Genomic DNA, 20,280 nt, shown 5'->3' with positions numbered 1-20,280 from the left:
TCAGTTTCTCCTTTTAATGTGTCCGAAAATCATAACGCAGAATACCACGATAGGCTAACCCCGTCTTCGACAAAGCTGTCAGACGGCGGGATTTCCCGGCATTCTTGCCTCATCCGTTAACTTACGAACCGCTTCATCCAGCGCAAGAACTTCTTGTGCCTTGCCGCCGAGACGACGCATGGCAACCGTGCGACCTTCACCCTCGCGGGCGCCGACCACCAGAATGACCGGCACCTTCTTCACGCTGTGTTCGCGAACCTTGTAGTTAATCTTCTCGTTGCGGACATCAACCTCTGCCCGCAGCCCGGCCTTGCGCAGCACAGCCGTTACTTCACGGGCATAGTCATCAGCTTCCGACGTGATGGTGGCGACGACGATCTGCTGCGGTGCCAGCCAGAGCGGGAATTTACCCGCATATTGTTCGATCAGGATACCGATGAAACGCTCGAACGACCCGAGGATGGCACGATGCAGCATCACCGGGCGATGTTTCTCGCCATCTTCTCCGACATAACTCGCATCCAGCCGTTCCGGCAGCACGAAATCAACCTGATGCGTGCCGCACTGCCATTCACGGCCAATGGCATCGCGCAGGACAAACTCCAGCTTCGGACCATAGAATGCGCCCTCACCGGGATTCATCGTATAAGGCAGACCGGCGGCCTCGATGGCTTCACGCAGTGCATCTTCTGCCTTGTCCCAGATCGCATCCGACCCGGCACGGACTTCCGGACGGTCCGAGAAGCGGACATGCACTTCCTCAAAGCCGAGATCCTTGTAGATGGAAATCAGCAGATCACAGAAAATTTTCGTTTCTGACGTGATCTGATCTTCCGTGCAGAAAATATGTGCATCATCCTGCGTGAAAGCCCGCACCCGCATGATGCCATGCAGTGCACCAGACGGCTCGTTTCTATGGCAGGACCCGAACTCGGCCATGCGCAGCGGCAGGTCGCGGTAGCTTTTCAGGCCCTGACGGAAAATCTGTACATGGCAGGGACAGTTCATCGGCTTCAGGGCGTAGATCTTGTCTTCCGCTTCCGAGACAAACATGGCCTCGCGGAATTTGTCCCAGTGGCCGGATTTTTCCCACAGGGTACGGTCAACCAGCTGTGGCGTGCGGACTTCTTCATAGCCGCCCTCATCAAGGCGGTTGCGCATATAGGTTTCCAGCGTCTGCCAGAGATGCCAGCCCTTCGGATGCCAGAACACAGACCCCTGTGCTTCTTCCTGCTGATGAAACAGGTCCATCTCGCGGCCCAGCCGGCGATGATCCCGCTTTTCGGCTTCTTCCAGCATATGCAGATAGGCGTCGAGTTCCTTCTTCGACGGCCAGCAGGTGCCGTAAATCCGTTGCAGCATGGCGTTGTCGGAATTGCCCCGCCAGTAGGCACCGGCCAGCTTCATCAGCTTGAAATGCTTGCCCAGCTTGCCCGTCGACGGCAGATGCGGCCCACGGCAGAGATCAACCCAGTCGCCCTGACGATACAGGGTGACAACCTCATCCATCGGCAGATCGCGGATCAGTTCAGCCTTGTAGGTTTCACCTTTTTCCTCGAACAGCTTCACCGCATCATCACGGTCCCAGACTTCTCGGACAAAAGGCAGGTCGCGATCAACGATCTCGGCCATCCGCTTTTCAATCTTCTCGAAATCTTCCGTCGAGAATGGCTCTTCACGGGCGAAATCATAATAGAAGCCGTTTTCGATAGCCGGGCCGATTGTGACCTGGGTTCCGGGGAACAGCTCCTGTACTGCCTGCGCCAGCACATGCGCACAGTCATGGCGCAGCAATTCATAGGCATCATCATCCCTGGCGGTAATCAGCGCCAGTTCTGCATCGGCCTCGATCGGGCGTGTCAGATCCCACTGCTGACCATCGACACGCGCCAGCAACGCCGCCTTGGCGAGACTGGGGCCAATGTCTTCGGCGACCTTGAGAGCGGAGACGGAACCGTCATATTTGCGGACGCTGCCATCCGGCAGAGTAATAGCGACCATGATTCAAGCCTGTTCTGATAAGATGATGTCACATGCACAACAACTGCCGTGCGGTGGGTGGGCAACAGCGCAAGATCCCCCCTCAGGGGGTTCGCGGCAGGAAACGGGGCAGAAACTGTGACATAGCGCGCATATTATGGTCCGGCCCTTGCCTGTCAAGAAAAGGCCGACTTGCTGCATGCAGTCCCGGAAATCATTCGCTAGAATGTAGCGAATCAGAAACATCTTCCGGGACGAAACAATGGAAAACCGCACAAACGCCCGAACGGGTGCGCAATTGCTTGTCGACACCCTGCTCACACAGGAAGTCCGGCAGGTCTTCTGTGTCCCCGGAGAGAGTTATCTTTCAGTCCTTGATGCCTTTGTTGATGCGCCGGATATCGACGTCACGGTCTGCCGTCAGGAAGGCGGTGCCTCCATGATGGCCGATGCCTATGGCAAGCTGACAGGGGAACCGGGCATCTGTTTTGTGACCCGCGGCCCCGGTGCTGCCAACGCCGCAGCCGGCCTGCATATCGCCCGGCAGGATTCGACCCCGATGATCCTGTTCATCGGTCAGGTCGGACGGAATATGATCGAGCGCGAGGCCTTCCAGGAAGTCGATTATCGCCGGATGTTCGGCCAGATGGCAAAATGGGTCGCCGAGATTGATGACCCTGCACGGGTGCCGGAATATGTCAGCCGTGCCTTCCACACCGCAACATCAGGCCGTCCCGGCCCGGTCGTCCTGGCCCTCCCGGAAGACATGCTGGCCGAACTGGCACCGGGCGCACAGACCGTCGGGCGCTATCGCCGGGCAGAGGCCGCCCCGACACCGGATGACCTGACGGAGCTGCGCGACCTGCTGTCAGCCGCCAAACATCCCTTTATGATTCTGGGCGGCGGTGGCTGGGATGCCAATGTAAAGGCCGCGATGGAGAAGTTCGCGGCAGATAACGGCCTGCCCGTCGCCGTCTCCTTCCGCCGTCAGGATTATTTCGATAACAGCCATCCGAATTTTGGCGGCGATGTCGGCATTCATCTCAATCCCGACCTTTCTGCCCGGATCAAGAAAGCGGATCTGTTGCTGGTTGTCGGTGCCCGGATGAGTGAGAAAAGCTCTGCCGACTATACCCTGATCGGCATTCCGGAGCCGGATCAGAAGCTGATCCATATCCATGCCGACCCGCATGAACTGGGTCGCGTTTATCGTCCGACCCTCGGAATTGCGGCGACGGCCCGCGGCTTTGCCAATGCGGTCGCTGAAATGAAGCCGGTCAGCCGCGCAGACGAGGATGTAAAGGCACTGCATGACAGTTACCTCGTCTGGAACACGAAGCTGCCGGTCTCGCCCGGACCGGTTCAGATGGGCGATATCATGGCCTGGCTCGGCCAGCACCTGCCGGAAGATGCGATTGTCTGCAACGGTGCCGGGAACTACGCCACCTGGGTCCATCGGTTCCGCCGCTTCACCCGTTACAAGTCCCAGCTGGCCCCGACCAGTGGTTCAATGGGCTATGGTGTGCCTGCTGCTATCGCGGCAAAACGCACCCACCCGGAACGGACCGTGGTCGCCTTTGCCGGTGACGGCTGCTTCCTGATGACCGGGCAGGAACTGGCAACCGCTGTTCAGTACAAGGCGAATGTCATCATCATCGTCGTCAATAATGGCATGTATGGCACCATCCGGATGCATCAGGAACGGGATTATCCGGGCCGGATATCCGCCACCCAGCTGACCAATCCCGATTTCGCAAAGCTGGCCGACGCCTATGGCGGACATGGTGAAGTCGTTGCCCGCACGGAAGATTTCGGTCCGGCCTTTGAACGGGCACAGGCCTCTGGCAAGCCATCCGTCATCGAAGTCCGGATTGATCCGGAAGCGATCACCATTTCCGCCAGCCTGTCCCAGATCCGTGACCGGGCGCTCGCCGCCCGGGGCTGATCCAGGACAACAATACGTCTTTCCCCCCAAAGAACCTGAACAACAGAAAACAGGACAATCATGACAACCCAGATAACCCCGGCTGACCTCAAGGAAATGCTCCACGACGGCAAGGAACTTGCCCTGCTTGATATTCGCGAGAGCGGGCGTTTCGTCCATAATCACCTGTTCTATGCCATCAGCCTGCCAACCAGCCGGCTGGAACTGATGCTGCCAAGACTGGTTCCGAACAAGAATGTGCGTTGCGTTCTGGTCGATGACAGCGACGGGCTGGCCATCAAGGCCGCCGGGCGCATGGCGGATATGGGATATCAGTCGGTGGTCATTCTGGCAGGCGGAAATCCGGGCTGGAAAGCCGCCGGACATGAGCTGTTTGAAGGCGTCAATGTTCCCTGCAAGGCCTTCGGTGAAGTGGTCGAGCATGGCAACCACACGCCTTCCATCTCAGCCGAAGAACTGCATGAGATGGCTGAAAACAAAGCCGATTACGTGATCCTCGACAGCCGTACACAGGCTGAATATCACCGTATGAACATCCCCGGCGGCACCAGTTGCCCCGGCGCGGAGCTGGCCTATCGCGTTCATGCCCATGCCCCCAGCCCCGACACCACAATTGTCGTGAACTGCGCCGGGCGAACCCGCAGCATCATCGGGGCACAGTCGCTGATCAATGCCGGTGTTCCAAACCGGGTTGTCGCGCTGCGTAACGGCACCATGGGCTGGGAACTGGCCGGCTATGAGCTGGACCGTGGCCGCGACCCCGCCCTGACCGAACTGGACGACAGCGCGCTGGCCGCAGCCGAAGCTCGCGCCACGCTGGTTCGTGAACGCTACAATGTCGGCAGTGTCGACCGGGAAACACTGGACAGCTGGCTGGCTGAAACCGACCGCACGACCTTCCTGCTGGATGTCCGCCAGATTGATGAATATCTCGCCGGACATGTCCCCGGCGCCATCAATGCACCGGGCGGCCAGCTCGTACAGGCATCTGATACCTGGGTTGCGGTGCTTGGTGCCCGCATCGTACTGACCGACGATACAGAAGTCCGCGCGGTAATGAGTGGCCACTGGCTGTCCCAGATGGGCTGGGATGTCTATGTCCTGAAAGGTGGCATCGCCTCCGGCCCGGTTGAAACCGGTATGCCTGCCTACCCGGTTGCCGGGGGTGTGGCCGCAATTGACGCAGCCACCCTGCATGACAAGCGTGACAGCTACACGGTGATTGATGTCTCGACCGACATGACTTTCCGGCAGGAACATGTGCCGGATGCAATCTGGTGGCATCGCTCCCGTCTGTCTGAACTGACCCTCGCCGACGGGCCGGTCTGTGTGGTCTCCGAAGACGGCGCACTGGCCAGCTTTGCAACTGCTGATCTGGAACGCCTCGGCTTCAGGGATGTCTGCTATCTCTCCGGCGGTCTTGCTGCCTGGAAGGCGGCGGGCCATGAAACGGCTGCAAGTCCTGACACACCTTCCGATCAGGACTGTCTCGACTTCCATTTCTGGGTCCACGACCGGCATTACAACAATGCCGAGGCCGCGACCTATTATCTCGACTGGGAAGTTAATCTGCCGGCGCAGATCGAACGCGATGGCGATGCCCGCTACAACCTGCTGAGCTGAACCGGTGCCTGTGACACTCCGTCCCTGTTCTGTTGCGGGATGGAGTGTCATATCCCGGCACTATCCGACTCCGCCGGGCAGACATGACCTTATGAAAGGATGACAGCATGACCCGCACCATAGCCGATCAGGTCACCGAGCGCTTCGGCCTGGAAACAACCGCCGGGACAGACCGGGCAGCAGAGGGAACGGTTGCCGGTATCCTCGGACATAGCGTCTGCCGCACTTTCAAGCCCGACCCGATTGATGATGATCTGCTGGAAATCCTGCTGGCCTGTGCCCAGTCCGGACCAACAAAGTCGAACCTGCAGCAATATTCCATCATGGTGCTGCGTGATAAGGAACGGATCAGCAAGCTGGCTGGCCTGGTGCCGACCATGCCCTGGATCGCCGACGCACCACTGGTCATGATCTTCCTTGGCGATGTGCGACGTATCCGGCGACTCGCCGCGTGGCGGAAACATGATTATCAGAACAATGTCGCCGATACCTTCATGAACGCCGCCGTTGATGCGGCCATCGCCCTGCAGAGTTTTGTCATCGCAGCAGAAGCCGAAGGTCTTGGCACCTGTCCGATCAGTTATATTCGCAACCGGCTGGACGAATTACAGGAACTGCTGGCTCTGCCGGAAGGCGTGTTCCCGATTGCCGGGCTCTGCGTCGGCTGGCCCGCCCGGCGTCGCCCGGTCTCACTCCGTCTGCCACCATCAGTCGTCGTTCACCACGAAACCTATGATGACTCGAACCTCACCGACGAAGTTGCTGCCTATGACGAACGGGCCCATGAGCGCCAGCCGATTGCCCCCGGCAGCCAGCGCCATCGCGACCTCTATGGCGAGCTGGAGAAATGCGTCTGGTCCGAAAATGTCACCCGGCAGCTGTCGCGCCCGGAGCGGGATAATTTCGCCGACTGGCTGCGCCGCAATGGCATAAGACTCGACTGACGCAGCAGATGCTTGACGCGCGGCGGTTGTAGCGGCCACCATCCTTGTCATGGAAGCGTTGATCAGCATTCTCTTTGACGGCCTGGCCTATGCCATGTTGCTGTTCATCATCTCGGTGGGGTTATCCGTGACGATGGGCCTGATGGGCTTCGTCAATCTGGCGCATGGTGCCTTTGCCATGGTCGGTGGCTATGTACTGGTCACCCTGATGACTGGCTATGGCGTGCCTTTTGTCGCGGCACTCGCCATTGCACCGGTTGTTGTCGGTGTTGGCAGCATCCCGTTTGAACGCTTCCTCTATGCCCCGCTTTATAAAGCGGGAGAGCTTGATCAGGTGTTGCTGTCGATCGGACTGGTCTTTGTGACGATCGGCGTTGTGACCTTTATTTACGGCCCTGCCCCGCCGGCCATTCCGATGCCGGACTTCCTGACCGGTCAGGTCGATCTCGGATTCCGTGAAGTCCCGACCTATCGCTTTTTCATCATCCTCATCGGCTGTGTCATGATGGCGATCCTGTGGTTTGCCTTTGAGCGCACCTTGCTTGGCGCGAAAATCCGCGCGGCCGTCGACAACCGCCGGATGGCGCAATCCGTCGGTATCGATGTCGACCGGCTGTTCGTTCTGGTCTTCGCAATAGGCAGCGGACTGGCGGCCCTTGGTGGCGGACTGGCGATTGAGATCGTCGGCATGTCGCCGACTTTCGCCATTCAGTATCTGGTATTTTTCCTGATCGTTGTCGCCGTCGGCGGGCTGGGCAGCATGGGCGGGGCCTTTGTCGCTGCCATCGTGCTCGGCGTGCTGGATACGGCCGGCAAGTACCTCTGGCCCGATGGCGGCGCCTTCTTCATCTATGCAGCAACAGTGGCCATTTTGCTCTACAGGCCAGCCGGGCTGTTTGGACGGGCGTCATGAACGCAACCGACAGAAGCGACCCGACAGCAGATCTGCGCAACCGCCATCGCTGGCGGCTGATCGAGGCGCTGCCCTGGATGACGGCCTTCGCCGCCTTTGCCCTGCTGCCGGACTATGCGGCGCTCGGCACGCAGATCATCATCATGATCATCTTTGCCCTCTCGATGGATCTGATTCTGGGTTATGCCGGGGTCGTGTCGCTCGGCCATGCGGCCTATTTCGGTGCCGGGGCTTATGCAACCGGCATGCTGTCGGCGCTGCTGGGATGGAACGAGCCGCTGACCGGACTGCTGTTTGGCGGGCTGGCCGGCGGGGCGCTGGGCCTGTTATCCGGTCTGGTCCTGCTGCGTTATCACGGCCTTACCCTGCTGATGCTGACCCTGGCCTTCGCCATTCTGTTGCAGGAAGCCGCCAACACGGCAGCCCCTGTCACCGGTGGCTTCGACGGCTTGCAGGGTATCAGCATCGACCCGATCTTCGGCCTGTTCGAAAATGATCTCTGGGGCCATCATTACTACTGGTACAGCCTCAGCGTCCTGTTTCTGGTCTTTCTGGTTGCCCGCCGGATTGTGCATTCCCCGTTTGGCCGGTCACTGGTTGGCGTGCGGGAAAATGTGCGGCGGATGAACGCCATCGGTACCCCGGTCTTCGGACGTCTGGTCACGGTCTATACCATTTCCGCTGCGATGGCCGGGATTGCCGGGGGCCTGTTCGCGCAATCCAATGCCTATGTGACCCTCGACGTGCTCGATTTTGCCCGCTCCGGCACTGTGCTGATCGTTCTGGTTCTTGGTGGCACAGGCCGCCTCTATGGTGCCTTCCTGGGCGGCGCTGTCTATATGGCTCTGGAGGATGAACTGGCCCGGATCAGTCCCGAGTTCTGGGAAATCGGTGTTGGCCTTGTGCTGATTGCTGTCGTGCTGTTCTTCCGGGGCGGATTGCTGGGGGCCAGCGACGCCCTGGTTCGCCGGATCAAAGGCAAGTCTGCCGGATGAGTGTCGCCCTGCAACTGACCGGTCTCGACAAGCATTTCGGGGCGCTGCATGTCACCCGCGCGGTCGACCTGACACTGGAAGCCGGTGCCCGCCATGCCCTGATCGGCCCGAATGGCGCCGGAAAGACGACGCTGGTCAATCTGGTAACCGGCGTGCTGACCCCGGATGCCGGGAAGGTCAGCCTGAATGGCCGGGACATCACCGGCTTCGGACAGGCAGAACGGGTGCGTGCCGGGATTGCCCGTACCTTCCAGATCAACCAGTTGTTCCGGGGCCTCAGCGCACTTGAAAATGTTGTCCTCGCCCTGTCAGAACGGGAAGGCATTGCCAGACGAATGTGGCAGCCGGCGGGTACAAACTCCGCGATTCTTGATGAGGCTATGGCCATCCTGACCAGCCTCGGGGTCGGTGCCGATGCCGGGAAGACCATCGCCGGTCTGCCCTATGGGCGGCAGCGGCTGATCGAAATCGCCATCACGCTGGCGCTGAAACCCCGTGTTCTGCTGCTCGATGAACCGGCCGCCGGGGTTCCCTCGGTCGAGAGCGATGTCATTCTCGACGTGATCGCCGGGTTGCCGTCAGATATCGCCATCCTGATCATTGAACATGACATGGATGTCGTGTTCCGTTTTGCCAGCCGGATTTCCGTGCTGGTTGATGGTGGTGTCCTGACCGAAGGCACCCCGGACGAGATCGCCCGCAACCCGGAAGTACGCGCCGTCTATCTGGGGGAGGAAAGCCATGGCTGAGCCACTTCTGACCCTAGATAATGTCAGCGCCGGTTATGGCGAAACGGTCGTGCTGGACGGCATCAGCCTGACACTGGCAGCCGGTGAAAGTCTGAGCATCCTCGGGCGCAACGGTGTCGGGAAATCCACCCTGCTGTCCACCATCATGGGTCATACCAGCCTGCACCAGGGCAGGATCAGCCTTGGCCAGTCCGATATTTCACGCTCAAAACCGCATCTGCGCAACCGGGCCGGCATCGGTTTTGTGCCGCAGGAGCGGGAGATATTCCCCTCTCTCAGCGTGACGGAAAACCTCCGGGTTGCCGCCCGCGGCGGTGACTGGACAACAGATCGGGTTTTTGAATTCTTCCCGCATCTCGACCGCCGCCGCAACAACCGGGGCAACCAGCTTTCCGGCGGCGAGCAGCAGATGCTGGCGATTGGCCGCGCCCTGATGGGCGGGCCGGATCTGCTGCTGATGGACGAACCCAGTGAAGGCCTTGCCCCGGTCATCGTCGAGGAACTTGGGCGCTCCATTGCGAAGCTGCGAGACGTAACCGGCATGGCCATCATTCTGGTCGAACAGCATACACGCTTTGCCCTCGGATTTTCAGCCCGCTGCGTGGTGATGGACCGCGGTCAGATTGCCTTCGATGGTGCCAGCCTTGAACTGAAAGACAATCCGGACAGGCTGCAACAGCTGATCGGTGTGGGGGGCGGATAAGCCCCTCTCCCGTTTCTCTTCATCCTTCGAGACGGGCTTTCAGCCCTCCTCAGGTGAAGCGGAATGCATAAAAACCTCATCCTGAGGAGCGGCAACGCCGCGTCTCGAAGGATGGCAACAAAGATCAGATTTTCAACTTCGGGCAGGATTGAGTGTCAGGCGGCCTGTAAGCCGGGTTCTGTTCCCCTGCAATGCAGGTTCGACGACCATTCATCTGGGACGTTCATCGCTGAACGCCTCGCGCAACCGACCCGGGTGACAGTCTGAAAACCGACCATAAGCCACCCCTATTTGGTTTTGCTCCCGGTGGGGCTTGCCATGCCGTTCCTGTTGCCAGGATCGCGGTGCGCTCTTACCGCACCCTTTCACCCTTACCCATAATGCGAACATGTCCGGGCGGTATACTTTCTGTGGCGCTTTCCCTGGGGTTACCCCCGCCGGGCGTTACCCGGCACCGTGCTTTCATGGAGCCCGGACTTTCCTCCCTTCACCGGTTACCCGATGAAGAGCAGCCGTCCAGCCGCCTGACGCTGCGGACAATAGCGAAGTTTCAGGCGAGGTAAATGCGGGAAAATTCTGATCGGAGATTTTCACTCACCAAAAGGGCAGCCTACTCCGCTTCTTTAATCAGCTCCATCAGGCCGGCGAGGCGGGCGAGGGTCTGGCCGTCGGCGATGCCGTTGATTTTCTGCGGGCGGAAATGGCGCTGGAAGGCGGCGATGACGCCCGGTTTCGGACCGTAACCATAGGCGGACAGCATCTCCATACGTCCGCCCAGCTTCTCCTCCGGCCAGAGACCAATGCCGCGTTCGGCCAGCCATTGCCAGTCAAACAGCTCGCCGGGGTCAAGCTTGCGGTCCGGGGCGATGTCGGAATGCCCGACAACATTGCGGGCCGGAATGTCGTGCCAGCTCATCACGCTGCCGGCGAGTTCGGCCAGCGCCTCCATCTGCGCATCCGGAAACCGGCGCAGGCCATAACGATGACCGGGATTGACCAGTTCGATACCAATGGAGGTTGAATTGATATCGGTCTGTCCCCGCCATGCGGCGACACCTGCATGCCAGGCCCGGCGGTCTTCCGGCACCAGCCGGTGAATGCTGCCGTCTTCCTCGATCAGATAGTGCGAGCTGACTTCAGCCACAGGATCGGTGAGGATGGCCAGCGCCTCGTCGGTGTCTTTCGTATCGGTGTAATGCAGCACCAGCATATCGACGACCGCCCCGTCGCGCCGGGGACCATGATTTGGGGAGGGCGTGTCGATGATATCCACGGTCAGTCCTTTTGTGTGACCTGTTTCGGGTCAGCCACCGGAACACAGGGAGGCGCAGGCGGCCGGTACAGGGTGATCATGGCAACTCCGGCAATGGTAATGGCCCCGCCGACCAGCTTTTGCCAGGTCGCCGCCTCTCCCAGCAGCAGGATACCGGCGGCCACCCCGAATACGGGGCCCAGCAGGCTGAACGGCACCACCTGATTGACCGCATAGGTTTTCAGCAGGTGATACCAGATTGCGTAGGAGACAATCGCCACCAGCACGACCATATAGATCACCCCGCCCCAGGCGATCCAGTCGGCGGTGCGGACAGCATGCATCTGGCCCTGCTCCAGCAGCAGCGACAGGACCAGCAGTTCCGGCGCAGCAAACATCGCCATCCCGGCAGAAAGCGCAAAGGGGTTGATATCGCCGATCCGCTTGATCTGAATATTGCCGACACCCCACATCGCTGCCGACAGCACGACCATGCCAAGCAGGAACAGTTCACCGTCCATACGCGGTTCACCGGCCAGGATGACGACGCCGGTAAAGGCGATAATCATGCCGATGGTGCGGCGGGCACCCAGCTTGTCATGGAAATAAAAGCTCGCCATCAGGGCAGCGAAGGGAACCGAGAGTTGCATGGCAATCGCAGCGGCGGCGGCATCCGTGCCGGTCAGGCCGACAAACATCAGGCCGAAATGAAACGGCGCCATGATGGTGGCAAGAATGAAGATGTCTTTCAGCTTGTCCCGGGGAATCCGGACGAAGGGGAGCAGGATGGCAGCCACAAGGGCAAAACGGATGGCATTCACAAACAGGGGGGGCAGTTCCGCGACCGTGACTTTGGCGACTGCGAAATTCACACCCCAGATCAACATGACGCAGAGCGCCAGCAATATGTGTCCGGGTGTCACCCGGTCTGGCCTTCCGCCAGCATTTCGCGTTTCATTTCAAGTTCCAGCCATTCTTCTTCCATACCCGCCTTATCTGAACGCGCCTTGTCCAGACTGGCAACCGCTGCGTTGAAAGAATCCGGGTCGCGAGCGAACAGGCCGGCATCATCCAGTATCTTTTCCAGCTTCTCGATGGCCTTGTCGAGGCGGGCAATATCCTTCGGCAGATTATCCAGCCGGCGCTGATCCTTGTAACTCAGCTTTGCCGCCGGACGGGCCGGTTTTCGGGATTCAGAGGCTTTTGTCCCGCGACGGTCATCTCCCAGTTCGGTCGTAGCCTGACGCTGGCGGCGATAATCGGTATAGCCGCCGGGATATTCCGTCGCCTTGCCATCACCTTCGAGCGCGAAAGTACCCGTTACCAGCCGGTCGATGAAGTCACGGTCATGGCTGACCAGCAGCAACGTCCCCTCGTAATCCGACAGCACCTCAACCAGCAGATCGAGGGTTTCCATGTCGAGATCGTTGGTCGGCTCATCCAGCACCAGAAGATTGGCCGGTTTCGCCAGCTTCTTCGCCAGGATCAGCCGGTTCCGTTCCCCCCCGGACAAGGCATGAACCGGACTGCGCGCCTGGCTTTCATCAAACAGGAAGTCGCGGAGATAGGAGACCACATGCCGCGGCGTGCCCCGCACATCGATATGATCGCCACCGCTGTCGCACAGCGTATCCCACAGCGTCGCATTCGGATCGAGTGCGTCACGTCGCTGATCGATATAGGCAATGTCGAGACGCGACCCCAGCCGTACCGTACCGCTGTCAGGCTGGATATCACCCAGCAGCAGTTTCAGCAGCGTGGTCTTGCCTGCTCCGTTCCGCCCGATGATGGCAATCCGGTCGCCCCGCAATATCCGGGTGGAAAAATGATCAAGGATGACCTTGTCGTCATATTTCTTGCTGACATCCACCGCCTCAAGCACCAGTTTCCCGGATGCTTCCCCGGCAGCGGCAGTAAGACTGGCCTGCCCGGTCGGGGCCCGCCGGTTCGCCCGTTCCTGCCGCAGATCATTCAGGCGGCGCAGGCGACCCATATTCCGCTTGCGACGTGCCGTGACACCTTTATGCAACCAAGCGGTTTCGCGGACGATCTTGCGGTTAAGCTTGTGCGCTTCCTCTTCCTCGCGGGCCAGCTCCGATTCCATCCAGTCTTCAAAACCGTCAAAACCGGTCGGGGCGGTGCGGATGATTCCGCGATCCAACCAGTGAACTTCCTTAGTCAGGCGGCGCAGGAAGGTCCGGTCATGGCTGACGATCAGATAGCCGCCGCGATATTTCGACAGTTTGTCTTCCAGCGCTTCAATGGCCGGAATATCAAGATGATTGGTCGGCTCATCCAGCAGCAGGAAATCCGGCTCACCAGCAAACATCCGGGCCAGAGCCGCCCGCCGGCCTTCACCACCGGACAAGGTCATCGGGTCGCGGTCAGCATCCAGTCCGGCTTCCAGCAATTCAGAATCCGCCAGCCAGGTGGAATCCGGATCCGCCAGACCATCGGCGACAAATTCACCCACGGTTTTAAAAGCGCTGAAATCCGGCTCCTGTGCCAGATAGGCAACGCGCAGTCCGGGGACCGCAAACCGCTCTCCTGCATCCGGCTGGCGCTGATTGGCGATGATCCGCATCAGGGTCGACTTGCCGGTGCCGTTACGGCCGACAAGGCAGGACCGGGAACTGGCCGCCAGATACATCTCCAGCGGCCCGAAAAGCGGATCGCCGCCGAGATGAACTTCGACATCACGAAGCGAAAGGATCGGTGCTTCAGCAGCCATGGCAGCCGTCCGAAACAGTCAGAAAGGGGGTCAGCGAAGCCGGGAGATTATCAGGATATGTCATGACCCCACCTTGTTGAGGACGCGACGGTTATCGTCAACCGCAATCAGATGAGATCGGTGGCAAACCGGACAATAAGGGCCACGCTGAACGGTGAGGTGCAGCGCGGCCTGATCTGAAACCCGGTCTAGTTACCGAGCACGCCCCGGAGCAGGTTGTTCAGCGGGTTATTGTCCTGCTGTTGTTGCTGTTGCTGAGGCGGCGGTGTTGCCGTTCCGGAAGACGACGAAGGTTGCTGGGCCTGCGGCGTCGTCTGTTGCTGCTGACCGCCCAGCGTGCCGAGGATGCCTTTCACGACCCCGCCGACACCGCCACCGGCACCCTTGACAATATCCTTGCCGTCCTTGACCAGTCCGCCGACACCCTTGACCAGACCATTGGCCAGCATGAAGGCCTGAAAGGCATTGATATCGAAAGTCGGGTTCGGCTGGTCCAGCGGGCCGCTGAAACGGACATTGATCGGCGGAGCCCCCTCGATCCGGGTCAGCTGCACCACCGACGATCCGTTCATCTTCCAGTCAGCCAGGTCGGCTTTTGCCACCGTTGTCGCCGTACCGGACTTTGCCGTCACCTTCAGGTCATTTGTCTCGACCACACCATTGGTCGCCCTGAAAGTGCCCTTGAGATCCTGAAACCGCGTCTGCCCCCCGGAGATACCCTGCGTCACCAGAGACAACAGACCGGCAACATTCACCGGATTGTTGAGTCTGTCAGAAAGCGCGTCCAGATCGAAGCCGTTCACCAGCCCGTCCGTAACAGCCAGATTTGCGGTACCGTTGAGATTGCGGATCAGGTCATATTCGCTGAGGCCCGTTGTTTTCATGTTACTGGTAAAATTCAGCGTACCATCGGCAACATCCATCCCGGCAGTCTGCAGGATCGCCTTCTTGATATTGGCGTTTTCGACCTTCGTTGCGGTCTCCACCGTCAGCTTGTCCGTGGCAACAGCAACCGCCGTCATATCGAATCCGCCACCGAACATCTTGCCGGCCATGCGCTTGAGGTCGAGCCTGCCATTATTCAGCGTCAGGATGATTTCCGGGTTATCCACCCGGTAAGGCTCATACAGAACAGCCTTCGCGCTGATCTGCACATCCGCATCAACTGATTTCAGGCCACTGACATCAAGCTTCTCCCGCGACCAGCGGCTGCCACCGGCAGCAGCCGGAGCGGAGGCACCGCCGGAAGCGGCACTGCTACGCTGCGCCGGTGCCGGTTTTGTGCCGCCGACAAGCGGCGCAAACAATTGTGCCGGCAGTTCGTTTGCAGACAGCCGCGCCGTAATCATCGGACGGGCCCCACCCGTTGCAACGGAGGCGTTACCGGCAACAGAGACCGGACCGACACGGGCATTCAGGTCATCGACAGCAATCGCACCCGGTGTCACCCCGACACCGGCCTTCACTGCCAGCGGACCGAGATTGCGACCGGTCGGGCGGTAGTCGGGGGCGACCACTTCCAGCAACCGGTTCAGCGAGGGATGATCGAGTGTGACCGCCAGCCGGAGGTCATCAACTGCTGCCAGCGGTGAGATTGGTCCGGTGGCGGTAGCCGTGCCACCCGCTGCCGTCACCTTTGCTGAAACCTGCAACTTGTTGAGATCGCCATCTGCAGTCACCCTTGCTGAAATCGCACCGAGTTTTTCGGGCGGGATCGGCGACTGGACACCGGCCAGCCGCAGCAGGCCATCAATACTGTTGGCAGACAGACCCGCATCCAGTCCAGAGATTGACGGTACCGCACCAAAATTTGCAAAGCTGCCCGATACACGGGCCGCAGCCCCGGCAAGATTACCGACAGAAAATTCTGTCAGGTCGAGCTTGCCTTTCACAAGCCGGGCCCGCAGCGCCAGCTTGTTGGCTGTAATACCGTTATGGGTCAGCGTCGCGATCTCGACATCCGTGCTGACGTCAAAATCATTCAGTGCCTTCAGACCGGCAAACGGAGAGGGTGACGATGCCGGGGCAGTGGCCGGGGTCGAACCGTTTGCCGCAGTCGCCGGTGCCGCAGCCGGTTTCGCCGGGGCCGAAGACGAAGCCGGGATATAGCCATCCAGATCCAGCCGGTCGACACGCAGGGTGATCCCTGCAGCCGGACGATCCCCCGGTCGCAGCGTTGCCGCCGCCCGGACCGTGGTGCTGTCCAGTTTCAGGTTCAGATCGGTGATCTGGATATTCTCGGTCGTGCCACCAACCTTGGTGCGCAGTGCCATGGTCTGCAGCTTGCCCTTCGGCATGGCGCTCAGATCAACACCTGCCCAGTCCAGCAGGGCACGCAGGTTATCGGATCGCGCATCCGCCTCAATTTCCATACCCAGCAACTTGCCGCGTGGTGCGATGAAGCCGAACACAGCGACATCCGATCCGCCGGGAAGCTGCGCCGAAATCTGGTTGATCGACAGTTCGCCATTGGCCAGTGCAACGGACGCCGTTGCCTTGTTGACCGGCTTGCCGCGATAGACGATGGCATCGGCGGTAAAGGTCGCAGCGAAATTCACATTTTTCGGTAATTCCGGTACTGCGGTATCTGCAGGCTTACCTGCGGACTGTGCGGGCGCGGAAGCCGGGGCATTAGAATCCGTCGCCTTCGCCGTGTTGTCCCCTGCCGCCGGCTGAGCCGGAAGTGAAGCGAGCAAAGCATCAAGGTCGAGACGGGCGACATGCAGATCAATACCGCCATCAATCATCTCACCCAGTGCGACTCTGGCTGAACCGGTAATCCGGCTGCCCGCAGCCTCAAACGCAATATCCTCTGCCTTGACCTCGGTTGCCGATGCATTCAGGGAAGCATCCAGGCTGAGCGGTTTCGCCAGTTCAGCCGGTAGCCCGTCACCTGCGCCAAGGGCCGTCATCAGTTTCAGGATATTCTCGCTGCGCCCTTTCAGCTTGCCCCGGACACCGGGATTATCCGGCAATCCGACCAGCGCCCCGGTGAAATTCGTCCGGGTCGCACCACCATCCACATCAACACTGAGGGTAAGCGGCACGGCGGCACGTTCGAAAGAGACCTCACCCAGCCCCGCCTCGAAGGCGAGAGGAATACCCAGCAGGCTGATATCTCCGGACAGGTCATAGGGGCCAACCAGCGAATTCGCCCCGACCGTAAGATTGAAGTTCTCGATGACCTGCATGCTGCCCGCCTGCGTGTCACGATAGATCAGCGTACCGTTACGAATGGTGGCACTGTCGACGCTGACATCAAAACCGGCCACCGAAATCGGCTCATTCTGGCTGCTGGTTCCGGCAGACCCGGCTGGCGCTGCAGCCGGTGCAACCGTCGCATTGCCACCTCCGGACAGATCATCGAAATTCATGCTGCCGTCGGCGCGTTTCTCAACCTCGACAATCGGCTCGACCAGTTCAAAACTGTCGATGCGGACAATCTTCGACAACAAAGGGGCAATCGCCACCTTCACCCGGACAGCCTTGAGCGACAGCATGTCCTCGCTTGCCGAACCGGCACTGTTCGAGAGCCTGATATCTTCAGCGCTGATCTCTGGCGAGGGGATCAGGCGTGCCTTGATATCACCCTCAATGACAAGATCGCGGCCTGTCTGTTCCTTTACGACCAGACGCAGATCATCCTTATAGGCATTCCAGTCCACAAAGCTGGGAGCAGCCAGCGCCCCGCCAACCAGAACCACGATCACGACCAGAAATGTAAACAGAACTTTTTTCACGCCAGACCCTCATAAAACACAACTACCCCGCGGCAACGCTATTCGTTGCCCCGTCTTTGGCAAGTAAACAGCGACACTATAGCAAAATTAAGGCTGTGGCTGTGACCGGCTTCACTCCGGAACAAATACAATTCCCTGTTGTGGAATTGTCGGGGCATCCGCTTGCGCTTTCAGCCCGCTCAGGATCAGAATGGCATCTTAACGGGAGCAAAGTAACACGAGATGGAACGTTATCTGGTCTTTGGCATCGTCATCGTCGGCGCACTCGCCTCGCTGGCTGCATCAGCCGTTTATTCAGGCTGGTTCCTGATCCTTGCCGCCGTGCTGACAGCCCTGATCGGGCTTGGCGTCTATGACCTTATTCAGACCCGGCACAGTCTGCTGCGAAATTATCCGGTGATTGCTCATATGCGCTGGCTGTTTGAGGGCATCCGCCCGGAAATCCGCCAGTATCTCTTTGAAGCCGACGCCGATGCCGTCCCGTTCAACCGGCAGCAACGGGCGCTCGTCTATCAGCGGGCGAAAAACGAACTCCAGACACTGGCCTTCGGCACCCTGCAGAATGTCTATGAACCGGGCTATGTCTGGCTGACCCATTCGATGTCACCGAAGCCGTCTCCCAACCCCGATTTCCGGGTGCCGATCGGCGGCCCGGACTGCAAACAGCCTTATGCCGCTTCACTGCTGAACATCTCCGCCATGAGTTTCGGATCACTCAGCGGCAATGCCATTCTGGCACTGAACAAGGGTGCAAAGATTGGCGGCTTCGCCCATGACACCGGCGAAGGCAGCCTGTCGAAATATCATCGCGCCGGTGGCGGAGATATTATCTGGGAAATCGGTTCCGGCTATTTCGGCTGCCGCAGTGAAGACGGCAAATTCGATGAGGACAATTTCAAGCGGCAGGCCGCAGATCCACAGATCAAGATGATCGAAATCAAGCTGTCACAGGGGGCAAAACCCGGACATGGCGGAGTCTTGCCGGCTGCCAAGATCACCCCGGAAATTTCGGAAGCCCGGGGTGTGCCAATGGGTGTCGACTGTATCTCTCCCGCCAATCACTCCGCCTTCAATACGCCGCGGGAGTTTGTCGAATTTCTGGGAAAACTGCGCCAGTTGTCTGATGGCAAACCGATCGGATTCAAGCTTTGTGTCGGGCACCGCTGGGAATTCATGGCGATACTGAAAGCCATGATCGAAACCGGCCATGTTCCCGATTTCATTGTCGTCGACGGCAAGGAAGGCGGCACCGGCGCGGCACCCCTGGAATTCTCCAATTCCATCGGCACACCGCTGCGTGAAGGTCTCACCTTTGTCCATAACGCACTGGTTGGAGCCGGGCTGCGGGACAAAATCAAGATAGGGGCCAGCGGCAAGATCATCTCCGGTTCCGATATCGCGACCACAATCGCGCTGGGGGCGGACTGGGTCAATTCGGCCCGTGGTTTCATGTTCTCCATCGGCTGCATTCAGGCCAAGAACTGTCACACCAACCGATGCCCGACCGGCGTTGCCACGCAAGACCCTCTGCGACAGCGTGCTCTGGTGCCGGAAGACAAGGCAACACGGGTCGCCAATTTCCATCACAACACGCTCCATGCACTGGCTGAAATGCTGGGTGCGATGGGTCTGGAAGGGCCGATGGAACTGCGCGGCGAGCGGCTCATGCTGCGCGGTTCGGACGAGCGCAGCCTGAACATCAAGGACTGCTTTCCTAATCTGGAGCCCGGCGACCTGTTGTCCGGCAAGGGACATAATTTTTACCTGGAAGCCTGGAAGCAGGCTCAGATCGACAGCTTCGAACCCCGACAGAAGGCCCTTACATGATGACAACCGAACTTGGAAAAATTGCCCGTCTGGAACATGTCAATCTGGCGATCCCTGACCAGCAGGTTGCAACACAGTTCTATGTCATCGGACTTGGCCTGACACGCGACCCGGCCATGACCGTCGGGCTGACCAATATGTGGATCAATATCGGCCGGTCCCAGATGCACCTGCCAAGCCGGGAGCCCATTGCCCATCAGCTTCGCGGTGAAGTTACCCTGACCTTGCCCGATATCGATCTGGTCATGGCCAATCTGCAGGCCATACAGCCCACCCTGTCCGGCAGCGCCTTTGATTTCCGGCGGGATGGCGAGACAGTTTTCGTTACCTGCCCCTGGGGCAACAGGTTCCGGCTTCTGCCACCGGCTGGAGACGAAGACAGTATTCAACTCGGGCTGACAGATGTCCGCCTCGATGTTCCTGCCGGTGCCGCAGATGGTATCGCCCGGTTTTATCAGCAGATCATCGGCACGACAGCAACAACAGCAAACCTGTCCGGCAAAGCCTGTGCCATCGTGCCGGCCGGACCGGGGCAGACCCTGACATTTCAGGAAACCAGCGACCCCCTGCCCGCTTATGACGGTCATCATATCCAGATTTACATTGCCGGGTTTGAGGCGCTTCGCCGCGAACTTGAACAGCGCAATCTGCTGTCTCTGGATGAAGGACGCTATCAGTTCCGGTTTATCGATATCGTTGACCCCGAGAGTGGCGACCTGCTGTATCAGATTGAACATGAGGTCCGTGGTCTGGACCATCCGATGTTTGGCCGCCCTCTCTACAATCGCAATCCGGCTCAGGTTCAGTTCGGCTACAAACCCGGCCGCGATATGTTTTTCGGCACCATCTGACCTGTCTGTCGCTTCCGCAGACAAGAC

14 protein-coding genes and 1 other RNA gene are annotated in these 20,280 nt (G+C 59.5%); 9 read left to right on the top strand and 6 right to left on the bottom strand.

Going from position 1 to position 20,280, the window contains the following annotated elements:
* Positions 1-78: 78 nt before the first annotated feature.
* The gene (gene thrS / locus GH722_09720) at positions 79-2,001 is read right to left on the bottom strand and encodes a threonine--tRNA ligase (protein ID MRG72050.1); all 1,923 of its coding nucleotides are present in this window, start codon (positions 1,999-2,001) and stop codon (positions 79-81) included.
* A gap of 241 nt (positions 2,002-2,242) precedes the next feature.
* On the opposite strand from thrS, the gene GH722_09715 reads away from it, so the two are divergent.
* The 7 genes from GH722_09715 (at position 2,243) to GH722_09685 (ending at position 9,852) form a co-directional block, all read left to right on the top strand.
* A complete protein-coding gene (locus GH722_09715; protein MRG72049.1) occupies positions 2,243-3,925 on the top strand; it encodes a thiamine pyrophosphate-binding protein in 1,683 nt (560 codons plus the stop codon).
* Positions 3,926-3,985: 60 nt separating this feature from the next.
* Positions 3,986-5,548, top strand: coding sequence for a sulfurtransferase (locus GH722_09710; GenBank protein MRG72048.1), 1,563 nt, complete (start codon positions 3,986-3,988; stop codon positions 5,546-5,548).
* Positions 5,549-5,655: 107 nt separating this feature from the next.
* Positions 5,656-6,492, top strand: a complete 837-nt coding sequence (locus GH722_09705; GenBank protein ID MRG72047.1) for an NADPH-dependent oxidoreductase — start codon at positions 5,656-5,658, stop codon at positions 6,490-6,492.
* A gap of 49 nt (positions 6,493-6,541) precedes the next feature.
* On the top strand, positions 6,542-7,405 hold the full coding sequence (locus tag GH722_09700; protein MRG72046.1) for a branched-chain amino acid ABC transporter permease: 864 nt from the start codon (positions 6,542-6,544) through the stop codon (positions 7,403-7,405).
* On the top strand, positions 7,402-8,400 hold the full coding sequence (locus tag GH722_09695) for a branched-chain amino acid ABC transporter permease (GenBank protein ID MRG72045.1): 999 nt from the start codon (positions 7,402-7,404) through the stop codon (positions 8,398-8,400). Before GH722_09700 ends, GH722_09695 begins: the two co-directional genes overlap by 4 nt.
* Positions 8,397-9,149: an ATP-binding cassette domain-containing protein gene (locus tag GH722_09690; GenBank protein ID MRG72044.1), complete on the top strand. Its 753-nt coding sequence runs from the start codon at positions 8,397-8,399 to the stop codon at positions 9,147-9,149. The genes GH722_09695 and GH722_09690 overlap by 4 nt, the downstream gene beginning before the upstream one ends.
* Entirely contained in the window at positions 9,142-9,852 is a 711-nt protein-coding gene (locus GH722_09685) for an ATP-binding cassette domain-containing protein (protein ID MRG72043.1), read from the top strand. The genes GH722_09690 and GH722_09685 overlap by 8 nt, the downstream gene beginning before the upstream one ends.
* Positions 9,853-10,003: 151 nt before the next feature.
* Here GH722_09685 and rnpB read toward each other — a convergent pair.
* The 5 genes from rnpB to GH722_09660 all read right to left on the bottom strand — a co-directional run bounded on the left by rnpB (position 10,004) and on the right by GH722_09660 (position 17,575).
* Positions 10,004-10,380, bottom strand: an RNA gene (rnpB, locus tag GH722_09680) — RNase P RNA component class A.
* A gap of 82 nt (positions 10,381-10,462) precedes the next feature.
* A complete protein-coding gene (locus tag GH722_09675) occupies positions 10,463-11,062 on the bottom strand; it encodes an N-acetylmuramoyl-L-alanine amidase (protein ID MRG72042.1) in 600 nt (199 codons plus the stop codon).
* A gap of 65 nt (positions 11,063-11,127) precedes the next feature.
* Positions 11,128-12,027: an EamA family transporter gene (locus GH722_09670; GenBank protein ID MRG72041.1), complete on the bottom strand. Its 900-nt coding sequence runs from the start codon at positions 12,025-12,027 to the stop codon at positions 11,128-11,130.
* Positions 12,024-13,835 (bottom strand): ATP-binding cassette domain-containing protein, encoded by a 1,812-nt coding sequence (locus GH722_09665; GenBank protein MRG72040.1) that lies wholly within the window; start codon positions 13,833-13,835, stop codon positions 12,024-12,026. Before GH722_09665 ends, GH722_09670 begins: the two co-directional genes overlap by 4 nt.
* 188 nt (positions 13,836-14,023) lie before the next feature.
* The gene (locus GH722_09660) at positions 14,024-17,575 is read right to left on the bottom strand and encodes an AsmA family protein (protein MRG72039.1); all 3,552 of its coding nucleotides are present in this window, start codon (positions 17,573-17,575) and stop codon (positions 14,024-14,026) included.
* A gap of 222 nt (positions 17,576-17,797) precedes the next feature.
* Here GH722_09660 and GH722_09655 point away from each other — a divergent pair, with 222 nt between their 5' ends.
* Both GH722_09655 and GH722_09650 read left to right on the top strand, forming a co-directional pair.
* Positions 17,798-19,402 carry an FMN-binding glutamate synthase family protein gene (locus GH722_09655; protein MRG72038.1) on the top strand — a complete coding sequence of 535 codons (1,605 nt, stop codon included), beginning with the start codon at positions 17,798-17,800 and terminating at the stop codon, positions 19,400-19,402.
* Positions 19,399-20,253 (top strand): hypothetical protein, encoded by an 855-nt coding sequence (locus GH722_09650; protein MRG72037.1) that lies wholly within the window; start codon positions 19,399-19,401, stop codon positions 20,251-20,253. The genes GH722_09655 and GH722_09650 overlap by 4 nt, the downstream gene beginning before the upstream one ends.
* The last annotated feature ends 27 nt before the right edge of the window (positions 20,254-20,280 follow it).

The organism is Alphaproteobacteria bacterium HT1-32, assembly GCA_009649675.1.
In the GTDB taxonomy this organism is placed as follows: Bacteria; Pseudomonadota; Alphaproteobacteria; order Rhodospirillales; family HT1-32; genus HT1-32.
The sequence above is the reverse complement of the archived record's forward strand: the minus strand, read 5'-3'. Positions and strand labels throughout refer to the sequence as shown.

Coding starts and splice junctions, on each gene's coding strand:
- GH722_09705 (MRG72047.1), top strand. CDS start 5,656: ATGACCCGCACCATAGCCGATCAGGTCACCGAGCGCTTCGGCCTGGAA.
- GH722_09685 (MRG72043.1), top strand. CDS start 9,142: ATGGCTGAGCCACTTCTGACCCTAGATAATGTCAGCGCCGGTTATGGC.
- GH722_09700 (MRG72046.1), top strand. CDS start 6,542: ATGGAAGCGTTGATCAGCATTCTCTTTGACGGCCTGGCCTATGCCATG.
- thrS (MRG72050.1), bottom strand. CDS start 2,001: ATGGTCGCTATTACTCTGCCGGATGGCAGCGTCCGCAAATATGACGGT.
- GH722_09650 (MRG72037.1), top strand. CDS start 19,399: ATGATGACAACCGAACTTGGAAAAATTGCCCGTCTGGAACATGTCAAT.
- GH722_09695 (MRG72045.1), top strand. CDS start 7,402: ATGAACGCAACCGACAGAAGCGACCCGACAGCAGATCTGCGCAACCGC.
- GH722_09675 (MRG72042.1), bottom strand. CDS start 11,062: ATGCTGGTGCTGCATTACACCGATACGAAAGACACCGACGAGGCGCTG.
- GH722_09690 (MRG72044.1), top strand. CDS start 8,397: ATGAGTGTCGCCCTGCAACTGACCGGTCTCGACAAGCATTTCGGGGCG.
- GH722_09710 (MRG72048.1), top strand. CDS start 3,986: ATGACAACCCAGATAACCCCGGCTGACCTCAAGGAAATGCTCCACGAC.
- GH722_09715 (MRG72049.1), top strand. CDS start 2,243: ATGGAAAACCGCACAAACGCCCGAACGGGTGCGCAATTGCTTGTCGAC.
- GH722_09665 (MRG72040.1), bottom strand. CDS start 13,835: ATGGCTGCTGAAGCACCGATCCTTTCGCTTCGTGATGTCGAAGTTCAT.
- GH722_09655 (MRG72038.1), top strand. CDS start 17,798: ATGGAACGTTATCTGGTCTTTGGCATCGTCATCGTCGGCGCACTCGCC.